Origin of the sequence: Janthinobacterium rivuli (genome assembly GCF_029690045.1) — a bacterium.
GTDB classification, from domain to species: Bacteria; Pseudomonadota; Gammaproteobacteria; order Burkholderiales; family Burkholderiaceae_D; genus Janthinobacterium; species Janthinobacterium rivuli.
Genome location: NZ_CP121464.1, coordinates 471,949 through 496,429, shown reverse-complemented (window position 1 = coordinate 496,429; position 24,481 = coordinate 471,949). Strand labels below are relative to the sequence as shown.

Annotated in this window: 20 protein-coding genes; 7 read left to right on the top strand and 13 right to left on the bottom strand. The window is 62.1% G+C overall.

All coding sequences use genetic code 11. The annotated features are described in order from the left end of the window. Positions 1-135: 135 nt before the first annotated feature. The 3 genes from P9875_RS02175 to P9875_RS02165 all read right to left on the bottom strand — a co-directional run bounded on the left by P9875_RS02175 (position 136) and on the right by P9875_RS02165 (position 4,858). Complete coding sequence (locus P9875_RS02175) at positions 136-2,205, bottom strand: M13 family metallopeptidase (protein ID WP_035823635.1); 2,070 nt, start codon at positions 2,203-2,205, stop codon at positions 136-138. Between the two features lie 181 nt (positions 2,206-2,386). After that, positions 2,387-4,462 (bottom strand): M13 family metallopeptidase, encoded by a 2,076-nt coding sequence (locus P9875_RS02170; RefSeq protein WP_278317470.1) that lies wholly within the window; start codon positions 4,460-4,462, stop codon positions 2,387-2,389. A gap of 174 nt (positions 4,463-4,636) precedes the next feature. Continuing rightward, the gene (locus P9875_RS02165) at positions 4,637-4,858 is read right to left on the bottom strand and encodes a hypothetical protein (RefSeq protein ID WP_278317469.1); all 222 of its coding nucleotides are present in this window, start codon (positions 4,856-4,858) and stop codon (positions 4,637-4,639) included. Between the two features lie 366 nt (positions 4,859-5,224). Here P9875_RS02165 and P9875_RS02160 point away from each other — a divergent pair, with 366 nt between their 5' ends. From P9875_RS02160 to ybaL, 3 genes are all read left to right on the top strand, one after another. Continuing rightward, on the top strand, positions 5,225-6,667 hold the full coding sequence (locus P9875_RS02160; protein WP_278317468.1) for a S41 family peptidase: 1,443 nt from the start codon (positions 5,225-5,227) through the stop codon (positions 6,665-6,667). A 196-nt stretch (positions 6,668-6,863) separates the two neighbouring features. After that, positions 6,864-7,985, top strand: coding sequence for a beta-ketoacyl-ACP synthase III (locus P9875_RS02155; protein WP_176389838.1), 1,122 nt, complete (start codon positions 6,864-6,866; stop codon positions 7,983-7,985). A 209-nt stretch (positions 7,986-8,194) separates the two neighbouring features. Next, positions 8,195-9,904 (top strand): YbaL family putative K(+) efflux transporter, encoded by a 1,710-nt coding sequence (gene ybaL / locus P9875_RS02150; protein WP_278317467.1) that lies wholly within the window; start codon positions 8,195-8,197, stop codon positions 9,902-9,904. A 79-nt stretch (positions 9,905-9,983) separates the two neighbouring features. Here ybaL and P9875_RS02145 read toward each other — a convergent pair whose 3' ends face one another. Beyond that, a complete protein-coding gene (locus P9875_RS02145; RefSeq protein WP_278317466.1) occupies positions 9,984-12,029 on the bottom strand; it encodes an NADPH-dependent 2,4-dienoyl-CoA reductase in 2,046 nt (681 codons plus the stop codon). A gap of 160 nt (positions 12,030-12,189) precedes the next feature. On the opposite strand from P9875_RS02145, the gene P9875_RS02140 reads away from it, so the two are divergent. Continuing rightward, positions 12,190-12,771: an SRPBCC family protein gene (locus P9875_RS02140; protein WP_278317465.1), complete on the top strand. Its 582-nt coding sequence runs from the start codon at positions 12,190-12,192 to the stop codon at positions 12,769-12,771. Position 12,772: 1 nt separating this feature from the next. Here the strand turns inward: P9875_RS02140 and P9875_RS02135 are convergent, their stop codons facing one another. From P9875_RS02135 to P9875_RS02120, 4 genes are all read right to left on the bottom strand, one after another. After that, positions 12,773-13,228, bottom strand: coding sequence for a hypothetical protein (locus tag P9875_RS02135; RefSeq protein WP_035823624.1), 456 nt, complete (start codon positions 13,226-13,228; stop codon positions 12,773-12,775). Positions 13,229-13,270: 42 nt separating this feature from the next. After that, on the bottom strand, positions 13,271-13,711 hold the full coding sequence (locus P9875_RS02130; protein ID WP_035823621.1) for a DUF2721 domain-containing protein: 441 nt from the start codon (positions 13,709-13,711) through the stop codon (positions 13,271-13,273). A 112-nt stretch (positions 13,712-13,823) separates the two neighbouring features. Next, positions 13,824-14,780 (bottom strand): prolyl aminopeptidase, encoded by a 957-nt coding sequence (pip, locus tag P9875_RS02125; protein ID WP_278317464.1) that lies wholly within the window; start codon positions 14,778-14,780, stop codon positions 13,824-13,826. A gap of 78 nt (positions 14,781-14,858) precedes the next feature. Beyond that, positions 14,859-15,341, bottom strand: a complete 483-nt coding sequence (locus tag P9875_RS02120; RefSeq protein ID WP_034752896.1) for an Lrp/AsnC family transcriptional regulator — start codon at positions 15,339-15,341, stop codon at positions 14,859-14,861. Positions 15,342-15,493: 152 nt separating this feature from the next. Here P9875_RS02120 and P9875_RS02115 point away from each other — a divergent pair, with 152 nt between their 5' ends. Next, a complete protein-coding gene (locus tag P9875_RS02115; RefSeq protein ID WP_035828500.1) occupies positions 15,494-16,114 on the top strand; it encodes a LysE family translocator in 621 nt (206 codons plus the stop codon). Here P9875_RS02115 and P9875_RS02110 read toward each other — a convergent pair. The 5 genes from P9875_RS02110 to P9875_RS02090 form a co-directional block, all read right to left on the bottom strand. Beyond that, entirely contained in the window at positions 16,051-17,487 is a 1,437-nt protein-coding gene (locus tag P9875_RS02110) for a hypothetical protein (RefSeq protein ID WP_158300058.1), read from the bottom strand. The two genes, P9875_RS02115 and P9875_RS02110, sit on opposite strands and share 64 nt — an antisense overlap. A gap of 117 nt (positions 17,488-17,604) precedes the next feature. Then, entirely contained in the window at positions 17,605-18,345 is a 741-nt protein-coding gene (phbB, locus tag P9875_RS02105) for an acetoacetyl-CoA reductase (RefSeq protein WP_035823615.1), read from the bottom strand. 211 nt (positions 18,346-18,556) lie between these two features. Continuing rightward, positions 18,557-19,735, bottom strand: a complete 1,179-nt coding sequence (locus P9875_RS02100; protein ID WP_278317463.1) for an acetyl-CoA C-acetyltransferase — start codon at positions 19,733-19,735, stop codon at positions 18,557-18,559. A gap of 214 nt (positions 19,736-19,949) precedes the next feature. Then, positions 19,950-20,435: a phasin family protein gene (locus P9875_RS02095; protein ID WP_035823613.1), complete on the bottom strand. Its 486-nt coding sequence runs from the start codon at positions 20,433-20,435 to the stop codon at positions 19,950-19,952. 129 nt (positions 20,436-20,564) lie between these two features. Next, positions 20,565-21,473 (bottom strand): LysR family transcriptional regulator, encoded by a 909-nt coding sequence (locus P9875_RS02090; protein ID WP_278317462.1) that lies wholly within the window; start codon positions 21,471-21,473, stop codon positions 20,565-20,567. A gap of 118 nt (positions 21,474-21,591) precedes the next feature. Between P9875_RS02090 and P9875_RS02085 the strand changes: the two genes are divergently transcribed. Continuing rightward, entirely contained in the window at positions 21,592-23,481 is a 1,890-nt protein-coding gene (locus P9875_RS02085) for a 5-methyltetrahydropteroyltriglutamate--homocysteine S-methyltransferase (protein ID WP_278317461.1), read from the top strand. Positions 23,482-23,709: 228 nt separating this feature from the next. Further along, on the top strand, positions 23,710-24,459 hold the full coding sequence (gene minC, locus P9875_RS02080) for a septum site-determining protein MinC (RefSeq protein ID WP_035828495.1): 750 nt from the start codon (positions 23,710-23,712) through the stop codon (positions 24,457-24,459). Positions 24,460-24,481 lie beyond the last annotated feature (22 nt).

Below are 24,481 nucleotides of genomic sequence, written 5' to 3'. Positions count from 1 at the left end.
AGCCAGCGCGCTGAACCAGGAACCGCCCGGATGGGCGGTTTTTTTTCGTCCGCAGTTTGTGCCAGATCACACGGCGTGAAAAAGCCGCCCGGCTTGATAGCGGGGCGGCCCGGTGCTAGCGCGTTAGCACTGCTGTTACCACATGATGACGCGGTCTTTCGGTGGCAGGTACATCTTGTCGCCCGGTTTCACGTCGAAGGCTTGATAGAAGCCGGGCTGGTTGCGCATGGTGCCGTTGGCGCGGAACTGGCCTGGCGAGTGCGGGTCCGTTTTCAGCAAGACCAGTTGCTGCGCTTCACGCATCTTCATGCGCCATACCTGGGCAAAGCCAGCATAAAAACGCTGCTCGCCCGTGAAGCCGTCGATGACGGGAGCTTTCTTGCCGTTCAGCGACAATTTATACGCTTTGTACGCAATCGCCACGCCGGAATTGTCGGCGATGTTCTCGCCCAGGGTCAGTTCGCCATTGACGAAGTGGTCCTTGACGGGGCTGAAGCTGTTGTACTGCGCCACCAGCTGCTTGGTTTTCTTGGCGAAGTTTTTATGGTCGGCCTTGGTCCACCAGTCGCGCAGGTTGCCGTCGCCGTCGTACTGGGCGCCCTGGTCGTCGAAGCCGTGGCTGATTTCATGACCGATGACGCCGCCGATGGCGCCATAGTTGACGGCGTCGTCCGCGTTGGCGTCGAAGAACGGCGCTTGCAGGATAGCGGCCGGGAAGACGATTTCGTTCAGTTCCGGGTTGTAATAGGCGTTCACGGTCTGTGGCGTCATGCCCCACTCGTCGCGGTCGATCGGCTGGCCCAGCTTGTTCAATTCACGGTTGTAGTTCAGCAAGTGCGAACGCTGGATGTTGCCGATCAAATCGTCCGGCGCCACCGTCAGGCCCGAGTAATCGCGCCATTTGTTCGGGTAGCCGATCTTGGTGGTGAACTTGGCCAGCTTGATTTGCGCCTGTTTCTTGGTGACAGGGCTCATCCAGTCGAGCTTGTCGATGCTTTGCTGGTAGGCCGTCATCAGATTTTTCACCAGCGCTTCCATGCGCACCTTGCGTTCGGCCGGGAAATATTGTTCCACGTACAGCTGGCCCACGGCTTCGCCCAGCGCGCCTTCGACGGCGCCCACGCCGCGTTTCCAGCGCGGACGCATTTCCGTCACACCCGTCAGGGTGGTGCCATAGAAAGCGAAGTTTTCATCGACATACGCTTTTGGCAGATAGCCGGCGTTAGCGTGCAGCAAGTGCCACTGGAAGTATGCTTTCCACGTGTCCAGCGGCGTCTTGTTGGCGATCTCGGCAAAGCCTTTCAGATAGCTGGGCTGGCTGACGATCACATAATTGACCTTGCCGGCAATGCCCGTGTCCTTCAGGTAACGGGCCCAGTCGTAGCCTGGCGCCACGCTGGCCAGTTTCGCCAATTCCACCTTGTTGTAGGTCTTGACGGGATCGCGGTTCTGCACATTGCTCCATTGCGCCTTGGCCAGTTCCGTTTCCAGCGCCAGGATGGCCTTGGCATTGGCGGCGGCATTCGCGTCGCCAGCCAGGCTGAGCATTTTTTCCACGTGGGCCAGGTATTTGGCGCGCGTATCGGCCTTGCCCGCTTCCAGGTAGTAATCGCGGTCAGGCAAACCCAGGCCGCTTTGCACGATGTCGGCCACGTATTTGGTGGAATCCTTGGCGTCCTGGTGGATGCCGAAGTCGTAAGGCGAAGTCACGCCCAGCTTGCTGAAGTGGGCAATCACGGCTGGCAATTCCGCCTTGTCCTGCAGCGCGGCGATCTTCGCCAGTTCCGCGTTCAATGGGCTCAACCCCAGGCTTTCCAGCTTGGCTTCATCCATGAAGCTGTTATAAAAATCACCGATTTTCTGTGCATTCGAACCGGCCGCGCGGGCTTTGTCAGCGGCGGCGCCTTCGACGATGCCGCGCAGCTGCGTTTGCGTATCATCAGCCAGCTTGGCAAAGCTGCCCCAGCTCGACTTGTCGGCAGGAATCACGGTTTCCGCCAGCCATTTGCCATTCAGGTGCTGGAACAGATCGTCCTGCGCGCGCACGGCAGGATCGACGTATTCGACGGCGATGCCGGACGTCAGCGCCGCGGCGGCGACGGCCGTGGCGGGAGCGGCTTTCTTGGCGCTATCAGCGGCGCCAGCCATGCCGGACACGCCGGCCAGCAAACTCAGGGTCAATGCACTTAACAAATAACGATTCACGATTGTCCTCTATATTATATTGTGTGGAATATAAGGGTCAGAAGGCCCAAGGCTTCTGGCCCGGTTTTTGACTGTAGCATACCGGCCGAAACGACAGAAAAAACTTTGACCAGAATGCAAAAAAGACCACGCAAGTGGTCTTTTTTGTTGTGACAAGATAACGTTTACATGGATATGACGTTTACCAGATGATCACGCGGTTTTCCGGGGCAACATACATCTTGTCGCCCGGTTTCACGCCAAACGCTTCATAGAAACCAGGCTGGTTGACCATGGTGCCGTTCGCACGGTACTGGCCCGGCGAATGCGGATCGGTCTTGATTTGCACGATCTGCTGCGCTTCGCGCATCTTGCTGCGCCAGACCTGGCCAAAGCCCATGTAGAAGCGCTGGTCGCCCGTCAAGCCATCGAGTACGGGCGCCGGCTTGCCGCCCAGCGAAATCTTGTAGGCTTTATAGGCGATCGCGACGCCCGAGTTGTCGGCGATGTTTTCACCCAGGGTCAGCGCGCCGTTGACGTTGTAGCCCGGCAATGGACTGTAGCCATCGTATTGCTTGGTCAGCGCGTCGGCCTTGGCGGCGAAATTCTTGCGGTCGGCCGGGGTCCACCAGTCGCGCAGGTTGCCGTCGCCATCGGACTGGCTGCCCTTGTCGTCGAAGCCATGGCTGATTTCATGGCCGATGACGGCGCCGATGGCGCCATAGTTGACGGCGTCGTCCGCGTTGGCGTCGAAGAACGGCGGCTGCAGAATCGAGGCCGGGAAGACGATTTCATTCATCGTCGAGCTGTAATAGGCGTTCACCGTTTGCGGCGTCATGCCCCACTCTTCGCGGTCGATCGGCTTGCCCAGCTTGGCCACCTGGCGCGCCGAAGCGAAATTCGCCGCGCGCATGATGTTGCCCACCAGGTCACCCTGGACGATTTGCAGCTTCGTGTAATCGCGCCATTTGTTCGGATACGCGATCTTCGGCGTGAACTTGGCCAGCTTGGCTTGCGCTTCCTTCTTGGTTTCCGGGCTCATCCAGTCCAGGGTGTCGATGCTGTCCTTGTAGGCGGCCAGCACGTTTTTCACCAGTTCCTGCATGTGCGCCTTGCGCTCCGCAGGGAAATATTGCGCGACATACAGTTTGCCGACGGCTTCGCCCAGCACGCCTTCGACGGCGCCCACGCCACGCTTCCAGCGCGGCTGGTTTTCCGTCACGCCACTGAGTACCGTGCCATAGAAGGCAAAGTTCTCGTCGACGAAGTTTTTCGACAGATAGCTGGCATAGCTGTTCAGCAACTGCCATTCGAAGTAGGCTTTCACGGTGTCCAGGTCGCTTGCGGCCAGTACCTTGTTGTAGCCGGCCAGGTAACTCGGCTGGTTGACGATGACGTAATCGACCTTGTTGGCGATGCCCAAGGCAGCCAGGCTGGACTTCAGGTCGTAGCCGGGAGTGAGCTCGTTGAGCTTGTTGATGTCGGTCTTGTTGTAGCGTTTCACGGGGTCGCGGTTCTCAACCTTGGTCCATTGCACTTCGGCCAGGGCCGTTTCCAGCGCAACGACAGCCTTGGCGCGGGCGGCGGCATTCTTGTCGCCGGCCATGGCCAGCATTTTTTCCACGTGCGCCTGGTATTTTTCTTTCACGCCAGCCTGCTTGGCTTCCAGGTAGTAATCGCGGTCAGGCATGCCCAGGCCGCTCTGGCTCACATACACGGCGTATTTGGTGGAGGCACGCGCATCCTGGCCCACGTAGACGGCGTACGGGGTCGACACGCGCGCCTGGCTCAGGTGGGCGATCAGGGCGGGCACGCCCTTCTTGTCACGCAGCGAGCGGATGCGGTTCAATTCGCCGGCCAGCGGCTTCGTGCCCAGCGCTTCGAGCTTGGCTTCATCCATGTAGCTGGCGTACAGGTCGCTGATTTTCTGCGCTTCGGAACCGGCCTTCTTGTTTTTGTCCTGTTGCGTAGCGACGATGATGCCGCGCAATTGCGGCGTCGTGTCATCGCGCAACTTGGCGAACGAACCCCAGCTCGACTTATCGGCAGGAATCTCGGCCGTGGCCAGCCACTTGCCATTCAAATGGGTGAAGAAATCGTCCTGCACGCGCACGGCGGGGTCGATGTACTGCACGTCGATGCCGGAAACGACGCCAGCGGCGGCAGGTGCGGCGCTTGGGGCCACGGTCGGGGCGGCAGCGGCGGATACCGGTTCGGCGGCATGGGCAAACGCAGCCAACAGGGTCAGGGTCAGACTGCTCAAGAGATAGCGATTCACGGATTGTCCTTATGGGGCATGTCAAAAAGACCGGGCGGATAGCTTCGGGCGGATAGCCTGCCGCGCCAGGTGCTGCAGGAATGTAGCACGCGCCGCTCAGTTCGGCCAAGCTCAAGGGGCTTTCATTGTCCAGTCCGGCGAGCATGGCGTGGGCTGGAACAGCGCATGCAGCGTTTATCCATACAGATAGAACAGGTCGTCGATCAGCGCCAGTTCCTGTTGCGTGAACTGCGTGTTGTTGAACTGCCCGATAGCTTCGAGCACGCTTCTAATCGGCACTTGCCGTGACGGATCCTGAACGATGTCGATCAGCAGGCCGACATCAGGATCCCGCCCCCTCAGATACTTTTCAATCAGCGCTTCGAGCGAGACACGTGCCTGCAAATCAGTTAACATTTTTTATCTGCTGGGAAGAAAGAAGCTCCAGTCTAAATGAGCCGCAGCCCGCAGATAAAAAAAGCCTGCGTCCGTGGACGCAGGCAAAACCACTTCGGGTCGAGAATGCGAGTCCACTATAGGGCCGCGGCACACGCTTTTTTTCGACTCTTACAAATGCTTACTCCCCTCAAGAGTAACTATACATCGCATACAAAACCGCAACATATGGCAAGCTGGCAGCCCCGTTTTCGCGCGTAGACTGGGCCCAGGCACGCTTTTTCCATGGCCGGCCCACGCCGGCAGAGATTCAGGTCTATACTTTCAACAAAGCGCCGCTCCACGGGGACTGGCGCTTGTGCAAGACACGCTAGCTGCAAAGGTGCAATGATGGGCAAACTCAAAAATACCGGCTTGATCGGCCTGGGCGTGGTGGCCGGCGTCGCCGTGTCGCTGCAATTTTCCGCCATGGCGCAAAAAAACGTCGAGCCGCCCCTGCCGCTGGAAGAGTTGCGCCAGCTGGCCGATGTGTTTGGCCTGATCAAGTCCGATTACGTGGAACCCGTCGAAGACAAGAAACTGCTGGAAGACGCCATTTCCGGCATGGTTGCCTCGCTCGACCCCCATTCCGCCTACCTCGACAAGAAAGCCTACGCCGAACTGCGCGAAGGCTCCGAAGGCAAATTCGTCGGCCTGGGCATTGAAATTGGCCTCAGCGAAGACGGCTACATCAAGATCGTCTCGCCCATCGAGGATTCGCCCGCCTACCGCGCCGGCATCAAGGCCGGCGACCTGATCACCCGCCTCGATGGCCAGCCCGTGAAGGGCGTCAGCCTGGACGACAACGTCAAGCGCATGCGCGGCGAGCCGGGCACCAAAGTGTCGCTGACGATTGCCCGCAAGGATGAAGCGCAGCCGCTGGCCTTTACCATCACGCGCGAAGAAATCCATCAAAAAAGCGTGAAGGCGAAGATGGTCGAGCCGGGCTACGCCTGGCTGCGCGTGTCGCAATTCCAGGAACCGACCGTCGACGACATGGCCGCGCAGATCACGGCGCTATATAAACAAGATCCGAACATCAAGGGCATGGTGCTGGACCTGCGCAACGATCCGGGCGGCGTGCTGCAGGGCGCCATCGGCGTCTCGGCCGCCTTCCTGCCGAAAGACGCGGCCATCGTCTCGACGAATGGCCAGTTGCCGGACTCGAAACAGGTGTTTTATGGCCGCGCCGAATACTATACCTTCCGCTCGGAAGGCGACGCGCTGGCGAAATTGCCGGCCGCCATCAAGAAAGTGCCGCTGGTGGTGCTCGTCAACACGGGCTCGGCTTCGGCCTCGGAAATCGTCGCCGGCGCCTTGCAGGATTACAAGCGCGCCACCATCATCGGCACGCAAACCTTCGGCAAGGGTTCTGTGCAAACCATCCGTCAATTGACGGCCGACACGGCCGTCAAGCTGACGACGGCCCGCTACTACACGCCGAACGGCCGCTCGATCCAGGCCAAGGGCATCGTGCCCGATTTGCTGGTCGATGAAAATGCGGACGGCGACGGCCTGAACGGCTTGCGCATCCGCGAAGCGGACCTGACCAAACACCTGAGCAACGACCGCGACAAGGAAAGCACCAAGGCGGCCCCCGTCAACGACGAGATGGAAGAACAATTGCGCATCATCGCGCTGGAAAAGACCCGCAAGCCGCTGGAATTTGGCAGCAAGGACGATTTCCAATTGCACCAGGCGCTGAACCACCTGAAAGGTTTGCCGGTGCAGCTGGCCAAGGCCGAACCGGTGGTGGTGCAGGCCGACGTCAAGAAAGAACAGAAGAAGTAAGCAGTTTGGGGTCAGACCCGGCGGGTCTGACCCCATCACACGCAATACCCCCAGCACCGCTCCACGCGACAAAAATCAATCTTCCGCCACACTTCCCCTGCCCCGCAACACGAAACTCTCTACAGTCGAGCCTGTTTGTGTAAAATTTGCTTCACTTATCGGCGCCACGTCGATTGCCAAATTTGAAAGTTTAACCATGAAACAAGTCGTCATCAGCGGTACCGGACTGTACACGCCGCCATTTTCGATCTCCAACGAAGAGCTGGTCACCTGCTTCAATGCCTACGCGGAAAAATTCAATGCCGACAACGCCGACGCGATCGCCGCGGGCACAGTGACGGCGCTGGATCTGTCGAGCGTGGCCTTCATCGAAAAGGCGTCCGGCATCAAGTCGCGCTTCGTGATGGAAAAGGAAGGCATCCTCGATCCGGCGCGCATGGTCTCGCGCATTGCGGAACGGGGCGATGACGAACTGTCGCTGCAGGCGGAAATGGCTGTCGCCGCCGCGCACGATGCGCTGGCCCGCGCCGGCCGCACGCCGGCCGATATCGACATGGTACTGGTCGCTTGCAGCAATATGCAGCGCGCCTACCCGGCCATGGCCGTGGAAGTGCAGGATGCGCTGGGCATCGATGGTTATGGTTTTGATATGAACGTGGCGTGCTCGTCCGCCACCTTCGGCATCCAGCAAGCCGTGGCCGCCGTGCAAAGCGGCCAGGCGCGCGCCGTGCTGGTGTTGAATCCCGAAATCACCAGCGGCCACCTGAACTGGCGCGACCGCGACAGCCATTTCATTTTCGGCGACGCCTGCACCGCCATCATCGTCGAAGCAAAAGACACGGCCGTGTCGCAGCATCAATTCGAGATCATCGGCACGGAACTGAAAACGCGCTTCTCGAATGCCATCCGCAACAATTTCGGCTTCCTCAACCGCTTTGACGAATCCGGCGTGGGCCAGGCGGACAAATTGTTCCGCCAGCAAGGCCGCAAGGTCTTCAAGGAAGTGTGCCCGATGGCGGCCGAGATGATCAAGGCGACCCTGGCCAAGGCCGGCGTGGAAGTGGCGCAAGTCTCGCGCTACTGGCTGCACCAGGCCAACCTGAACATGAATTTGCTGATCGCGCGCCTGATCCTGGGCCGCGACGCGCAAGAGAACGAAGCGCCCGTGATCCTCGACACCTATGCCAATACCTCGTCAGCCGGTTCCATCATCGCCTTCCATAAATATCAGGATGACATGGCGGCGGGCGCCACGGGCGTCATCTGCTCGTTCGGCGCCGGCTATTCCATCGGCTGCGTGGTCGTGCGCAAGCTCTGAGCGCATGGGTGTAACATCGCCTGACTCCTGAATTAGGCGATGTTCGAGGTGGATGACATGCGTTCGCGGCCACCTGGACGAAGATATAGCACAGGTTTTTTGCAATAAAGCCGCAGGAAATTTTCCGGCAGGGGCTTTGATGCGTTTATACTTGGTCGCTGAGCAACATCTTTTTCTATCCGCACGTCCCCATAAGGAACCCCACACGCATGCCCCATGACATCAGCCTGATTACCACCATCGCCGCCGCCCTCGGGTTCGGCCTCATCTTCGGCTTCATCGCCGCGCGCCTGAAACTGCCGGCACTGGTCGGCTATCTGGCCGCCGGCATCATCATCGGACCGGCCACGCCCGGTTTCGTGGCGGATGCGGAAATAGCGGGACAATTGGCGGAAATCGGGGTGATGCTGATGATGTTCGGTGTCGGCCTGCACTTTTCCATTGAAGACTTGTGGGACGTGCGCAAGATCGCGCTGCCCGGCGCCATCCTGCAGATCGGTGTCGCCACGGCGATGGGCATGGGACTGGCGCACTGGTGGGGCTGGACCCTCGGTGGCGGACTGATCTTTGGACTGGCCCTGTCCGTGGCCAGTACCGTGGTGCTGCTGCGCGCGCTGGAAGAACGGGGCATCCTCGACTCCCTCAATGGCCGCATCGCCGTCGGCTGGCTGGTGGTGGAAGACCTCGTCACCGTGCTGGTCCTCGTGCTGCTGCCGGCGTTTGCCGGCGTGCTGGGCGGCAAGGTCGCGCCGGATGCCGAGGCCGTCAGCCTGTGGCAAACCCTGGCCGTGACCTTGGGGCAAGTAGCCGGCTTTATCGTCTTCATGCTGGTGGTCGGCCGCAAGCTGTTCCCATGGATCCTGTGGCAAGTGGCGCGCACCGGCTCGCGCGAGCTGTTCACCCTGTGCGTGATCGCCGCCGCCGTCGGCATCGCCTACGCTTCGACCAAGCTGTTCGGCGTGTCGTTCGCGCTGGGCGCCTTCTTCGCCGGCATGGTGCTGCGCGAATCCGAACTGAGCCACCGCGCCGCGGAAGAGTCGCTGCCTCTGCGCGACGCGTTTGCCGTGCTGTTCTTTGTTTCCGTCGGCATGCTGTTCGAACCGAACATCCTCATCGACAAGCCCCTGCAAGTGCTGGCCGTGTGCGCCATCATTATCTTCGGCAAGTCGATCGCCGCCTTTTTGCTGGTGATGGCGCTGCGCTATCCGCCGAAAACGGCCATCATCGTCTCGGCCAGCCTGGCGCAAATCGGTGAATTCTCGTTCATCCTGGCCGCGCTGGGCCTCTCCCTGGGCCTGATGCCGCAGGAAGGCCAAAGCCTGATCCTGGCTGGCGCCATCCTGTCGATCGCCCTCAACCCGCTCGTCTTCAGCATGGCCAAGCCGCTGCTGCGCGTGATGAACAACAGCGATTTCGCGCGCAAGTTCGAACGCACCACGGACCCGCTGGCCGAGCTGCCGATGACGGTGCCGCAGGAAAAGCTGTCGGGCCAGATCGTCCTGGTCGGCTATGGCCGCGTGGGCCGGCGCATCGCCGCCGCCCTGATGGAGCGCGGTATTCATTTTGTCGTCGCCGAGGAGAACCGCGAAATCGTCGATCAGCTGCGCAAGCAGGGCATCCCGGCCGTGGCCGGCAATGCGGGCGAACCGGCCGTGCTGATCCAGGCGCACATCACGCACGCCACCATGCTCGTCATCGCCACGCCCGATACCTTCCACGTGCGCGCCATGATCGAGACGGCGCGCGCGCTGAACCCGGGCATTCTGACAGTGGTGCGCACACACAGCGAGGAAGAGGCGGAATTGCTGCGCGCGGAAAACGCGGGCAAGGTCTTTATCGGCGAGCACGAGCTGGCCAATGGCATGGCCGAGCACGTGCTGCAGAGTTTTGAGACGGCGAAGAAGGGGCATGGCCATTAAGGTTCTTTGATGCCGAACCTCTGACCCATGCAAATGCCGGGGTCGGACCCTGAGGGTCCGACCCCAGTTTTTCTCCGGGTTATAAACTCGCCGCCAGCTCCGCCCCTTCCCGTATCGCCCGCTTGGCATCGAGTTCCGCCGCCAGCGCGGCGCCGCCGATTTTATGGAAGCGCGGGCCGCCTGCAGCCAGCGGTTTGCCGTCCTTGTCCGTTTCCGGCATGAGTTCCGTCAAGCTGTCCTGGCCAGCGCAGATGACCACGTTGTCCACCGCCAGCAGGCGCTGCTCGCCGCCCACGGTGATGTGCAAGCCCTGCTCGTCGATCTTGTCGTAGCTCACGCCGGCCAGCATGGCCACGCCGTTTCTCGCCAGCGCCGCGCGGTGCACCCAGCCCGAGGTCTTGCCCAGCCCAGCGCCCACTTTCGAGGTCTTGCGTTGCAACAGGAAGATTTGCCGCACGGGATGGGGGGCCACGGGCGGCACCAGGCCGCCACCGGTGGCCGCGTTCAAGTCCACGCCCCACTCGCCCGCCCAGGTGGCCACGGGTTGCGGCAATGGATGCGCCGGGTCGTGCAGCAGATACTCGCCCACATCGAAGCCGATGCCGCCCGCGCCGATGATGGCCACGCGCGCGCCCACGGGCTTCTTGGCTTGCAGCACATCGAGGTACGACAGCACCTTCGGATGGTCGATGCCGGGAATGGCCGGCAAGCGCACCTTGATGCCGGTGGCGACGATGACGTCGTCATAGCCGCCGGCCAGCAATTGCTCGCGCGTGACGCGCTGGCCCAGGCGCAGCTTGACTTCCAGCAGCGCCAGCCGGCGCGCAAAATAGCGGATGGTTTCCGTAAATTCTTCCTTGCCCGGTATCTGCATGGCCACCTTGAACTGGCCGCCGACGCTGTCGCTGCTGTCGAACAGGGTCACCGCGTGCCCGCATTCGGCGGCCACGCAGGCGGCGGACAGGCCGGCCGGGCCAGCGCCGACGACGGCCACCCGGCGCGGCACGGCCTTTTTCGCGTACACGAGTTCCGTTTCATGGCAGGCGCGCGGGTTGACCAGGCAGCTGGCGCGCTTGTTGGCGAACGTGTGGTCCAGGCACGCCTGGTTGCAGCCGATACAGGTGTTGATCTCGTCGGCGCGGCCCGAGGCGGCCTTGGCGACAAAGTCGGGGTCGGCCAGGAAAGGGCGCGCCATCGACACGAGGTCGCAGTCGCCCCGCTCGAGGATGGCGTTCGCTTCGTGCGGCATGTTGATGCGGTTCGACGCCACCACGGGTATCGTCACTTCGCGGCGCAAGCGGCCCGCCACGGAAGCGAAGGCGGCGCGCGGCACCGAGGTGACGATGGTGGGTACCCGCGCTTCATGCCAGCCGAAGCCGGTATTCAGAATCGTCACGCCGGCCTGCTCCAGCGCCTTGGCCACCGTCACCACGTCGTCCCAGGTATTGCCGCCCTCGACCAGGTCGAGCAGCGAGTGGCGGTACATGATGATGAAGTTGGGGCCGACGGCGGCGCGGATGCGGCGCACGATCTCCACGGGCAGGCGCATGCGGTTCTCGATCGTGCCGCCCCAGCGGTCCTGGCGCAGATTCGTGCGCGCGCACAGGAACTGGTTCAGCAAATATCCTTCGCTGCCCATCACTTCGATGCCGTCGTAGCCCGCCTTTTGCGCCAGGCGCGCGCAGCGCACGTAGTCGCAGATGGTGCGTTCGATGCCACGCTCGCTCAGGGGACGGGGACGGAATGGCGAGATCGGCGACTTCTTGGCCGATGCCGACACGACGAACGGCTGATAGCCGTAGCGGCCCGCATGCAGGATCTGCATGACGATCTTGCCGCCCTCCTCGTGCACGGCGCGCGTCACCTTGCGGTGGTTCGGCACGTCGCCGAGGAAATTGAGGGTGCCGCCGAACGGCAGCAGCCAGCCCTGGCGGTTCGGCGAGATGCCGCCCGTGACGATCAGCCCCACGCCGCCGCGCGCCCGTTCGCGGTAAAACGCGGCCAGCTTGCCATAATGATAAAAGCGGTCTTCCAGGCCCGTGTGCATGGACCCCATGATGACTCGGTTGCGCAAAGAGATAAAACCCAGGTCGAGCGGGGCCAGCAGGTGGGGATAGGCAGTCATGGTGATCGGTCCGGTAGAGGTGGTATGCAGGCCGTACGGTAGCAAGCATTGCCGATCGCCGCAGTGTATTTCTCTAGACCGGGAGTTCTAAATCGCCCGGCGCGCGGGCCGGCGATGGGTACAGCTTGTGCCGGGCGCAAGTTTCCCGTAGGCTAGGTGCATGACGCGACTCTTCCTTTGCCTGCTGATGCTGTGCGCCGTCCCCGCGACCGCGCTGGCACAGGCGACACGCCTGGACAAGCTGAAGGTCGACGTCAAGCGCATCGAGGTCGACGGGCAGCGCATGTATGAAGTCGATGCCAGCGGCAGCGTGCAGGCGCCGCCGGCGTCCGTGTGGAAGACCCTGACCACCTACGAGCGCATGAATGAATTCGTGCCCGACCTCAGTTCCTGCCGCGTGCTGTCGCGCAACGGCAATGAAGTCATCATCGAGCAGCAGGGCATGGCGCGCTTCCTGTTCATGAACCACCCCATCCACCTGGTGGTGCGGGCCACGGAAACGCCGTTCACGGCCATCGATATCGCCCTCGTTTCAGGCGACATGCGGCACTACGAATCGCGCTGGAATCTGTATCCCATCCCCGAAACGGGCGGCACGCGCATCGTCTTTTCCAGCCGGCTGATGCCAGGCTTCTATGTGCCCGGCATGCTGGGCACGACCATGATACGCGGCGATATCGAGCGCATGATGGCGGCCGTGCTCACCCGCATCGACAGCCAGCACATGGAAAAGTCAGGCTGAATTACGCCAGATACGTGTCGCGGTCGCGGATTTCCGCGAAGTTTTCCAGGCTGCCCAGCTTGACCGTCACGGGGTTCAGGCTCGCTTGCGGCTGCATCGAGCGCCAGGCGAACAGCCATTCCTGCTCGGCTGCTTCGGCGCGCGTCTTGGTGAAAGCGGCGCCCAGGGCGGCGCGCTGGCCATACTCAACGACGCCATCGATGCCGGCCCAGCTGGGCAGGGTGCGCTGCACGGCGCGGTGCAGGCGTTCGCCGAATTCTTCCGTATTGTGGATGATCAGACAGGCGTCGGCCGGGGCGAACAGGTCGAACAGTTGCTTGTCCCACACTTGCGAAAAGCTCAGGGTCAAACAATTGCCCGCAGGCGCCAGGCGGAACTGGCCCAGGCTCAGCGCCAGCTCGAGTTCGCTGCGCTGGCCGTAGCGGTGCAGGGTGGGGGGACGTTTGTAATCGTGCATGCTGGACTCGTTCTTCAATAGTAGGGTAAACCGGCGCGCCGCTTACCGTGGCGGGCGGATATGGCGCCGGATGCGCTGGGCCGTCGCGGCCAGATAAATTTCGCGCAGTAAATAAATAAAACAGCCGATCAGGCAAATCACGGCCAGCACAAAGAAGGCCGCGATGTATTTGTCCAGGGTCAGGTTCAGAATATCGCCCAAAAACAGCATGGCGATGATGACGCAGACGAAGAAACCGCACGCCGTGCTCAGCGAAATCGAATAATTGATCAGATGGGTACGCTGATACAAGGTATCTAGCTCATCCATATAGAAATCGTTGTAGCCGATGTCGAGCCGGTCTTCCAGCACGCGCGTGCGGTCGATGATGCGGCCCAGGCGGTTGGTCAGCACCACCAGCATGGTGCCGATACCGGTCAACAGGAAAACCGGCGCAATCGCCAGCTGGATGATATGGCCGATGTCGCCGATCTGTATGTTCATGGATAAAAAGTCGTGGGTTCACACCGGCGCCCGACCCTGGCGCCAGCACAGGCCATAGTGTAGCAGGTGGCGCACGCCGGCTGGCCGCTTTGCCAACCGGCGTGGTCTGGCGTCATGCGAAGCCGCGCCCCGGCACGAAGCGCTCGGTGGCGCGCACCAGCGCCGAAGCGATGCCGTGTTCGAGCGCGCCATGGCCCGCATCGGGGATCATTTCCAGCTGCGCGCCGGGCCAGGCTTGCTGCAAACGGTAGGCCGACAGCGGCGGGCAGATGGCGTCGTAGCGTCCTTGCACGATGACGGCCGGCAAATGCGCGATGCGCCCCATGTTGCGGATCAGCTGGTCTTCCTCGAAGAAACCGAGATGGGCCATGTAATGCGATTCGAGCCGGCCCACGCCCAGGTCCAGCGCATCGTTCGGCGCATCTTCCGGCTGCGGCATCAGGTATACGCGGCGCCCTTCGAAGCGGCTCCAGGCGCGCGCCGCCGGCCAGTACACGGCAGGATCGCTGCTGAGGATGCGTTGCACGTAGGCCGCCAGCAAGTCGCCCCGCTCCACGGCCGGAATGGGCGCGGCAAATTCTTCGTACAGTTCCGGATAAAACCAGCGCACGCCTTCGATGAACCAGTCGATTTCCGCCTGCGTGCACAGAAAAATGCCGCGCAACACGAAACCGAGGCACGCTGCCGGATGCGCCTGGCCATACGCCAGCGCCAGGGTCGACCCCCAGGAGCCGCCAAACACCAGCCATTGACCGATGCCGAACTGGGCGCGCAGGCGTTCGATGTCCTCGATCAGCAACTGCGTCGTGTTGTTGCGCCATTCGCCCAGCGGCGTGGACTTGCCGGCGCCGCGCTGGTCGAACAGGATCACGCGGTAGCGCTGCGGGTCAAAAAAGCGGCGGTGCTGCGGCGACAGGCCCGCGCCGGGGCCGCCATGCAGGAACAGCACGGGAATGCCGTCGGGGTTGCCGCACTCTTCCCAATAAATGGTGTGGATGTCATCGACCGCCAGCATGCCGTGCCGGTTCGGCGACAGGGCGGGAAACAGGGGTGACAGGGTATCTGGCATGGCGGTCCTTGGAGTGGCGGTCAGGGCGCCAGGCGCGAGTCCTGGCAACTATTCCAATTATAGTGCGCCCCCGGCGCCTCAGGCCAGCAGCAAGGGCAGGCGGTTCGACGACTTGATTTCGCGCATCGACAGGCTGGACTGGATCTCCGCCACGCCAGGCAGGCGGCGCAGCACGGTCGAGACGAATTCGCCATACGCTTCCAGGTCGCGCGCCACCACTTGCAGGAAGTAATCGGCTTCGCCCGCCACATTGTGGCACGACAAGATTTCGGGAATCGTCGCGATGGCTTGCTCGAACTGCGACGGCTGCTCGCCGCCATGGTTGGCAAACACGACCCGCACGAAGGCCACCAGGCCGATGCCCAGCTTCTTGCGGTTGAGCAAAGCCTGGTAGCCGGTAATGAAACCTTCCTCTTCCAGGCGGCGCAAGCGGCGCCAGACGGGGGTTTCGCTCAGTTTCAAGCGCTCGGCCAGGCGCGCATTCGACAGCCGTCCTTCATCCTGCAACAGCCTGAGTATCTGCAAATCGGTGGCGTCGAGGCTAACTTCTGAAATTTTCATCTAATTTTTGTTTTTATACGAGTGGAATCTACCCGAATACTAGGGCATGCAGGGCAGGAAAAGCAAGCACATTTCATCGCAGCAAGAACATAATGAGCTCCGGCGAGCAGGCTGCACCGTGCGCATGCTCCCGCTTTCTTTTCGACTGGCCCATGTCCGATTCTACCTTCCTGATGTACCTGCTGGCACTGGCTGGCGCCTTTTTATTACCAGGCCCCGATATGGCGCTGGTGCTGGCGACGGGCGCCGCGCGCGGCGTGGCCACGGCGCTGGTGACGGCCGTGGGCATTGCCGGCGCGCGCGCCGTGCATGTGGCGCTGTCGGGCGCTGGCCTGGCGGCCTTGATGGTGACGCATCCGCAAGCCTTGCAGTGGGTCAAATGGGCGGGCGCCGCCTACCTGCTGTACCTGGCGCTGCGTTTGCTGCAGTCGGCCCTGTCGAGCAAAACGGCGCAGGAAGCAGCCGCTCCCGCCACGGCGCATGGCGCCCGCGCCAGCCTGGTGCGCGGCTTCCTGACGAATCTGCTCAATCCGAAGGCACTGCTGTTTTGCAGCATGTTCCTGCCGCAATTCGTCGTCGGCAGCGAGCAGGTCGGCATGCAATACCTGCGCCTGGGCGCCGTGCTGGTGCTGATGGGCTTGCTGTTCGATGCCCTGTATGCGGTCCTGGCCGCGCGCCTGGCGCGCCGCCTGCGCGGCAAACCCTCGCCTTACGGCAAGTTCGTGCTGCCCACCGTCTTCGTGCTGTTGGCCGGGCGGCTGGTGCTGGGCTGACCTTCAGGCGGAAGCGTCGTGCCTTCGGCAAAGAAGGCGGGGTAATCGTTCAGCAGGCTGCGCTCCAAATCGTTGGCCTTGCGAAATTGCCGCAGCGACGGCGCCATGGCACGTCCCGCATCCCAGCTGCGCCAGGCATTCGGCGCATCGAACTGCGCCAGCAAGGCGTCGCCCAGGTCCTGGTACGCGGCCGCCATCTGCGGCCTGGCCTGCAGCACTTGCAGATACAAGGCGGTTGCTTCCGGCCATTGCCCCAGCTTGGCACGCAAATTTCCCTCGAACAAGGCCAGGACGGGCTGCGCCATCCCCGTTTGCCTTCTCAATTCCTGCACGGTAGCCAGCGCGTCCGCGATGCCCTCCTTGTCCTTGGCCAGCAATCCCCGCGTCAGATCGTGGATGGGCTGACATTCCTGCATGGCCCGTATCTGCTGGGGCGACAGCTTGTCGACCAGTTCGCCCGTGGAAAAATGGTCTTCCAGCATGGTCAAGAAAGCCTCGAAGGGTTTGTCTGCCGCAAACAGGCGCTCCGCTTCGGCCCGCAGCGCGAGATGTGCCTGCGGGCCCAGCGGCGGCAGCGACGCCGCCTGCGCCAGCACGCTTTCGAGCGGCGGCGCATCGGCCGCCAGCGGGCGAGGCCGGTAAGCGGCCAGGGAATACGTGGCGGGCGCCCCCACCGTCATGGCGCTGATGCGGAAATGGCGCGCGACCTTGCCGCCCACTTCCTCATAGTGCAAGGTGAAGTCGGCGGGAATACGCTTGCCGTCGGCCAGCAGCTTCAGTACCAGCGGATGGCCGCCCCAGGTGTAGCGCAAGTACTGGGCAAACGCCGTCGCATCGTCATTACTGACGGGGCTGCCAGCTATCCCCAGGCGCAGCAGGGGCTGTCCGTCGAGCGACCACAGCACAGCGCCGTCGAGCACGTGCGGCGCCAGCGCGTTGCGCCGCCTTGCCGCCGGCACGGACAACGCCTGCTCTTCATACACGGGCGGCGTGACGTGGGCTTGCAAGCCGCCAGCCTGGAGCGCGCCGGCCATGCCCTGGCGGTGCGCGATCTCGATGCGGCGGAAACCCGCCACGTCGAACAGTGAATAGCTATCGTAGGTGGACGCCGCCATATCGATCAGGTGGCGGCGGCGCGTGGCAAAGTCGAGCACGGTCAAGCTCTTGCCATCACGCACGCTGAGGTAATGTTCGCCCAGCACGACATCGCTGTCCTGCGTAGCGCGCGCGGGCAGGCTGGTTTTCACGCCGGGCTTGAGGATGCGCTCGGTCGTCACCGTGACGTGGAAGGCGACGCTGGCCTGGGCCGCGCTGGCGCCCAGGAAAAAGATGGCGGCCACGCTGGCGCGGCGCAAGGCAGGAACTAGGGTCATGGAATGATGCGGTGAGGAAATGCTGATTCTAAGGCAAATCCGGCCATCCCCTTGTTTTGCTGGCAAGCATAAAAAAAGACAGCCGCAGCTGTCTTTTCCGTTTTACCTCAACAACGATTACGACATGTGCTGGCCGCCGTTGATCGAGATGTTTGCGCCCGTGACGAACGCCGCTTCATCAGAAGCCAGGTAAGCGACCAGGCCGGCCACTTCTTCCGGCTTGCCCAGGCGCGCCATCGGAATTTGCGGGATGATTTTGCTGTCGAGCACTTCCTGCGGAATCGCCATGACCATCTTGGTGCCGATGTAGCCTGGCGAGATGGTGTTGACGGTGACGTTCTTGCGCGCCACTTCCAGCGCCAGCGACTTGGTGAAACCATGCATGCCGGCTTTCGCGGCCGAATAGTTGGTCTGGCCGAAGGCGCCCTTCTGGCCATTCACGGACGAGATATTGATGATGCGGCCCCAGCCGCGTTCCACCATGCCGTCGCAGACGGGCTTGGTCATGTTGAAGACGGAATCGAGGTTGGTGCCCATCACGGCGTCCCAGTTCGGCTTGTCCATCTTCTTGAACGTCATGTCGCGCGTGATGCCGGCGTTATTCACCAGCACGTCCACAGGACCGATTTCCGCTTCCACGGCCGCCACGCAGGCAGCCGCCGAATCGTAGTCGGCCACGTCGCACGGATAGGCCTTGAAGTCATAGCCCATGTCCTTCGTCGTCGCCAGCCACTCCGCGACCTTCGGATTGCCTGGGGAATATGTGGTCACCACGCGATAGCCAAGCGCCGCCAGCTTGAAACACACCGCTTCGCCCAGACCGCCCATGCCACCAGTTACCAATGCAACTCTTGCCATTTTCATCCCCTCAGTGTCGTTCTGTTGCTAAAAAGTTAATTATTTAAATAAAGCAGCACAAAACCGCCGCATGACGGCGGCGTACCGCATCGCACCCAAGCGTAGCGAGCGGCGATGATTTGTGGCTAAGAAGCGCAACCGTGCTCTAGCACGGTGAGCATCGCAGGCCGCAAAGCGCGCCGCGTAGTAGCTTGGGTGCGGTGCCAGCTACTTAATCGCGCTCGATCGCGAGAGCCACGCCCATGCCGCCGCCGATGCACAATGCTGCCAGGCCTTTCTTGGCGTCGCGGCGTATCATTTCGTGGATCAGGGTGACCAGGATGCGCGCGCCGGACGCGCCGATCGGGTGGCCGATGGCGATCGCGCCGCCGTTCACGTTGATCTTGCTGGTATCCCAGCCCATTTCCTTGTTGACGGCAATCGCTTGCGCGGCAAACGCTTCGTTGATTTCCATCAGGTCCAGCTCTTCATGCGTCCAGCCGGCTTTTTTCAGGCACAGACGCGATGCGGAGACGGGGCCCATGCCCATGACGGCCGGGTCCAGGCCCGACGAAGCGTAGGCCTTGATGCGCGCCAGCGGCTTCAAGCCCAGTTCCTTCGCTTGCGCGGCGGACATCATGATGACGGCGGCGGCGCCATCGTTCAGGCCGGAAGCGTTGCCGGCCGTGACAGTACCGTCCTTGGCGAACGCGGGGCGCAGGCCGGACAGCGATTCCAGGGTCGAACCGGGCTTGATGTATTCGTCGCTGTCGAAGACGACGGTGCCTTTTTTGTTGGCGATTTCCAGCGGCAGGATTTCATCCTTGAACTTGCCCGCTTTTTGCGCCGCTTCCGCCTTCAGTTGCGACTGCAGCGCGAACTCATCCTGCTCGGCGCGCGTCACTTCGTACTTCTTGGCGACGTTTTCCGCCGTGATGCCCATGTGGTACTGGTTGTACACGTCCCACAGGCCGTCGACGATCATGGTGTCGATCATCTTGAAGTCGCCCATGCGGAAACCGTCGCGCGAGCCGTTCATCGCGTGCGGCGAGGCGCTCATGTTTTCCTGGCCGCCAGCAATGATGATGTTGGCGTCGCCGCACTTGATCGCTTGCGCCGCCAGGTGCGTGGCCTTCAGGCCGCTGCCGCATACCTTGTTGATGGTGAATGCCGGGATGGAGCTGGGCAGGCCAGCCTTGATGACGGCCTGGCGCGCGGCGTTCTGGCCAACGGCGGCCGTCAGTACCTGGCCCAGGATCGCTTCGCCGATCAGGTTCGGGTCGATGCCGGTTTGTGCCAGCAAGCCCTTGATTACATGCGCGCCCAGTTCGGACGCAGGAATCTTGGCCAGACTGCCACCGAATTTGCCGACTGCGGTACGGCCGGCGGCCACGATTACGACATCATCCATTTATTTCTCCGATATGCAGGCCACGAGGGCCAAGGTCAAGGTGCTAATAGAATCCAATGAGAATCCGGGGAAGACACAGCAAGCTGCGTTTCATTCTAGCGCGGCATGCGCCGCAGTTCCAGCGCCGCACCGCAGGCGGCGGCGATGACAACCTGCTTGCGGTACTGGCGGGCGGACTGGCGCGGCGGATAGCCGCTGCCGGGCCGCAACACGCTTACGCCTGGCGAGCAGGACGCGTATTTTTATTTTTATCATACCCTTCATCGGCGCCGCCGAAAGTGGTTTTTAGAAAATTATTGAAGGGAATAATCAAGGGCACGGGCGTTTGCTTTACCACCTGCAACAGCTCGCCAAATTTTTGACGCGATGCAGCAAACTCACCCTTTGTCACAGTCTCGAATTTCTCCTGGGTTTCTTGAGCAACATCCTTTGCCTGGCGGCCATATGCACCGATGCGCTCGATGGCCAGTTGCGACTGCGTGCGCGACAGTTGCAGCAGCGCTTGCGTATCCTTCACGGACAGCAGCTGATTGCCCGCTACCGTAGCGGCGGCCAGCGCCGAGCGGGCCGTATCGAGCTGCAATTCCAACACGCTGGCACCGCTGTCGACGACGGCCTGGGCATACGCTTGCGCGCTGATCAATTGTGCTTCCACCACGGCCTTGCCGGCCAGTGCCCATTGTTCGGAAAATGAAAACATGTCGTTTCTCCCCAAAGAGTAGGCGACGCCATGTTGCGCCGCACAGTGCTCAACTGTAAGCGGTGGTTCATTGCTGAACCTTGATATTTATCAAGCTTTCCTGTTGGTTTGTTTCCAACTCAACGTTGATCAAGACAACAACTTGATACCGTCGAGCGAGGCCGCGCACTGCTCGCGTATCACGCTGACGAAATCGCGCACGTATGCCTTGTCCTGCAGATTGTCCGGCACGGACACGTACAAATCGCTCCACAGGCCGTGCTCGCCCACCGGGCGCGCCACCACATAATCGTAATCGACGTAATTCTTGGTGGCCCAGTTCGGCAAGGCGGCGATGCCGCGCCGGCTCGCCACCAGCTGCAGCACGGCCACCGTCAATTCGGCCGTGCGGCGTTCAAACTGGATGCCGGCGGGCCGCAGCACTTCGCGGATCAGGTCGATGCGCTCTTCCGGCACCGGATAGGTAATCAAGGTCTCGCCCGTAAAATCGGCCGCCACCAGCCGGCGCTGCGCCTGCAGCCGGTGTTTCTGCGCCATCACCACCAGCATCTCAAAGCGGAACAATGGGAACACGGTGAAATCGGGGCCGTACGGCGAGCCGATCACGAGGTCCGCCTCGCCCGAACGCAGCAAGTCCGCCGGTTCGCTGTGAAAGCCGGAGACAAGATCGATCTCCACTTCCGGCCAGCGCTGGCGGAACGCATCCATCACGGGCATGAGCCAGTCGAAACAGGTATGGCATTCGAGCGCCACGCGCAGCTGCCCCTTGTCGCCCTGCGACAGGCGCGCCACGTCGCGCTCGGCCAGCTCGATCTCGGGCAGCAGCTTGTCGGCCAGCTCCAGCAACCGGCTGCCCGTGGCCGTAAAGGCGATGGGCATCGATTTGCGCTCGAACAAAGGCGCCTTGTAGCGCTCTTCGAGCAAACGGATCTGGTGCGACAGGGCCGACTGGGTCAGGTTGAGCAGCTGCGCGGCGCGCACCAGGCTGCCGGACGAACGCAGGGCACTCAGGGTGCGCAGGTGGCGGATTTCTAGCATCGGGAAGTTGGGGGATGTGCGTGAATTATTTTCATGTTATTCGATAAAATGTTTCGTTTTGATTATAGACCAAGTTGCCGCACACTCTAGCGCATTCACATTAAATCTCGATGACATCATGACCATTCGTACCCACACCCTGGGCTTTCCCCGCATCGGCGCCGCGCGTGAACTGACATTGGCGCTGGAAAGCCACTGGCGCGGCGAGCTGTCCGAGGCGGCGCTGGAAGCGACGGGCCAGCAATTGCGCGCGCGCCACTGGGCGCTGCAGCGCGATGCCGGTCTCGATTACGTGACCGTGGGCGACTTCGCCTTGTATGACCAGGTCGCCAGCCATATCCAGCTGCTGGGCTGCGAACCGGCCCGTTTCAACTTTGCGCCAGAGCAATCGCCGCTGGCGCGCTATTTCACGATGGCGCGCGGTGAAGCAACGCATGCGGAGCACGCGGGCTGCGGCCATGCGCACCATAGCAACGCCGCAGGCACTGCCGCGCTGGAAATGAGCAAGTGGTTTGACACCAATTACCATTACCTGGTGCCCGAATTGTCGCCGCAAACCCAATTTTCTCTCGCTGGCGAGCACCTGCTGGCGGAAGTGGCCGAGGCGCAGGCGCTCGGCCACCAGATCAAGGCGACCCTGATCGGCCCCCTCACCTTCCTCTGGCTGGGCAAGGAAAAGACGCCAGGCGAGTCGAGCTTTGATCGTCTGGCTCTGCTGGAACAATTGCTGCCCGTCTACGGCGCCCTGCTCGACCGCCTGAAGCAGCAAGGCGTGGCCTGGGTGCAGGTCGACGAGCCGATCCTGGGCCTGGACTTGCCCGGCGCGTGGCGCAGCGCCTTCGAAAGCACGTACTGGCAACTGAACCAGGTGGGTATCAATATCCTGCTGGCCACATATTTCTCGCCGCTGGAAGAAAACCTCAGCCTGACCTGCCGCCTGCCCGTGGCCGGCCTGCACGTGGACGGCATCCGCGCGCCGCATGAACTGATCAGCGTCACGGACTGGCTGCCAGCGCATAAAGTCTTGTCGATCGGTATCGTCGACGGGCGCAATATCTGGCGCACCGACCTCGACGCGGCCTTGGCCGTGCTGCAGCCGCTGGCGGCCAAGCGCAACGGCCAGCTGTGGCTGGCGCCGTCGTGCTCGCTGCTGCACGTGCCGTTCAGCCTGGAAGCGGAAACGGAGCTCGACGGTGAAATCCGGACCTGGCTGGCGTTCGCCACGGAAAAACTGACGGAAATCGCCGTTCTCAAGGACGCGCTTGAAGGCCACCCCGATGACAGCGCACTGGCCGCATTGGCCACTTCCCGTCAGGCCATTGCCAGCCGCCGCGCCAGCCATAAGCGGGGCGAACTTGGATCCACCGAGTATGAAGCACCGATGCGCGCTGAAATCGCCCACGCCGTCAGCCGCCAGGAAGCGCTGGGCCTGGACGTGCTCGTGCATGGCGAGGCGGAACGCAACGACATGGTCGACTACTTTGACGAGCAACTCGACGGTTTTATCTTCACGCGCCACGGCTGGGTGCAATCGTACGGCTCGCGCTGTGTGAAACCGCCCGTCATCTACGGCGACGTGCAGCGCCCGGCCGCCATGACGGTGGCCTGGACGGTGCACGCGCAAAGCCTGACCAATAAACCGGTGAAAGGCATGCTGACGGGCCCGGTGACGATCTTGCAATGCTCGTTCGTGCGCGACGACCAGCCGCGCGCCACGACGGCGCTGCAACTGGCCCTGGCCATCCGCGATGAAGTGGCGGACCTGGAAACGGCCGGCATCGGCATCATCCAGATCGACGAACCGGCCATGCGCGAAGGCTTGCCGCTGCGCCGCAGCCAGTGGGACGCCTGGCTGGACTGGGCCACGCGCGCCTACCGCATCGCCGTCATTCCGCCAGCCCAGTTACGGGTCAACCCGGACTGCGGCCTGAAGACGCGGGGCTGGGCGGAAACGGAAGCGGCTTTAAAGAATATGCTCGTGGCGGCGCGACAGATGCGCGCAGCTTGATCTAGGACCGCGCCCTCAGGGCGCATTCTCGGCTGCTTTCAGGGCGGCGCAACGGTTTTCCGGGGCGCCGTCCGTTTTTTTTGACCTGAAGTAGGTGTTGCCCTGCGGAATAGCACGCGCCAGGCCCCTGATGCTGATTTTTTTGCAGTAGAATGCAAGAAATTTACTGCTCCCATTGTTGCCGTACGGAACATCTGGCCTGCCGCAGTTTCACTTTGATAAATGTTTATGTCCAAAAGCCCGTCGCAGAAGCCTATCGAAATCAAGATTTCCACCGTCGTTGCTGTCTCCGCCATTCTGCATAGCGCCGATACGCAGGCACTCGATGCCGCCCTGCGCGACATGACGGGCGGCGTGGCCGACTTTTTCGAGGACGACCTGGCCGTGCTGGACGTGGCGGCCTTGCCGCCCGGCAGCGTGCCCATTGATTGGGCCGCCCTCGTGGCCCTGCTGAAAAAATACCGCTTGAATGCCGTGGCCGTGCGCAATGCGCCAGCCGACATGCATGACGCCATCCTGGCGCAAGGCTTGAGCCTCGACAGCGGCAAGACGCGCGACGATGCGCCGCCCAAGGATGGCCCCAAGGATACGCCCACGGCCGCCGCCCAGTCGGGCGCCGACGCCCAGGTGATGGTGATCGACACGCCCGTGCGGGCCGGCCAGCGCATTTATGCGCGCGGCTGCGACCTGATCATCACCGCCGTCGTCAACAATGGCGCCGAAATCATCGCCGACGGCAGCATCCACGTATATTCCTCGCTGTACGGCCGCGCGCTGGCCGGCGCCTCGGGCAATGCCCAGGCCCGCATCTTCGCGCTGGCCATGGAACCGGAACTGGTCTCGATCGCCGGCGTGTACCGCACGTTCGAGGATGGTTTCCCCGCAGAAATGGCGCGCGGACCCGCGCAAATTCGTTTGGCTGGCGACAGAATCGATATACACTCTGTCAATCCGGTCACTCCCGTGAACCGCTCTTAAGCTGCACAATTCAAGAGATATC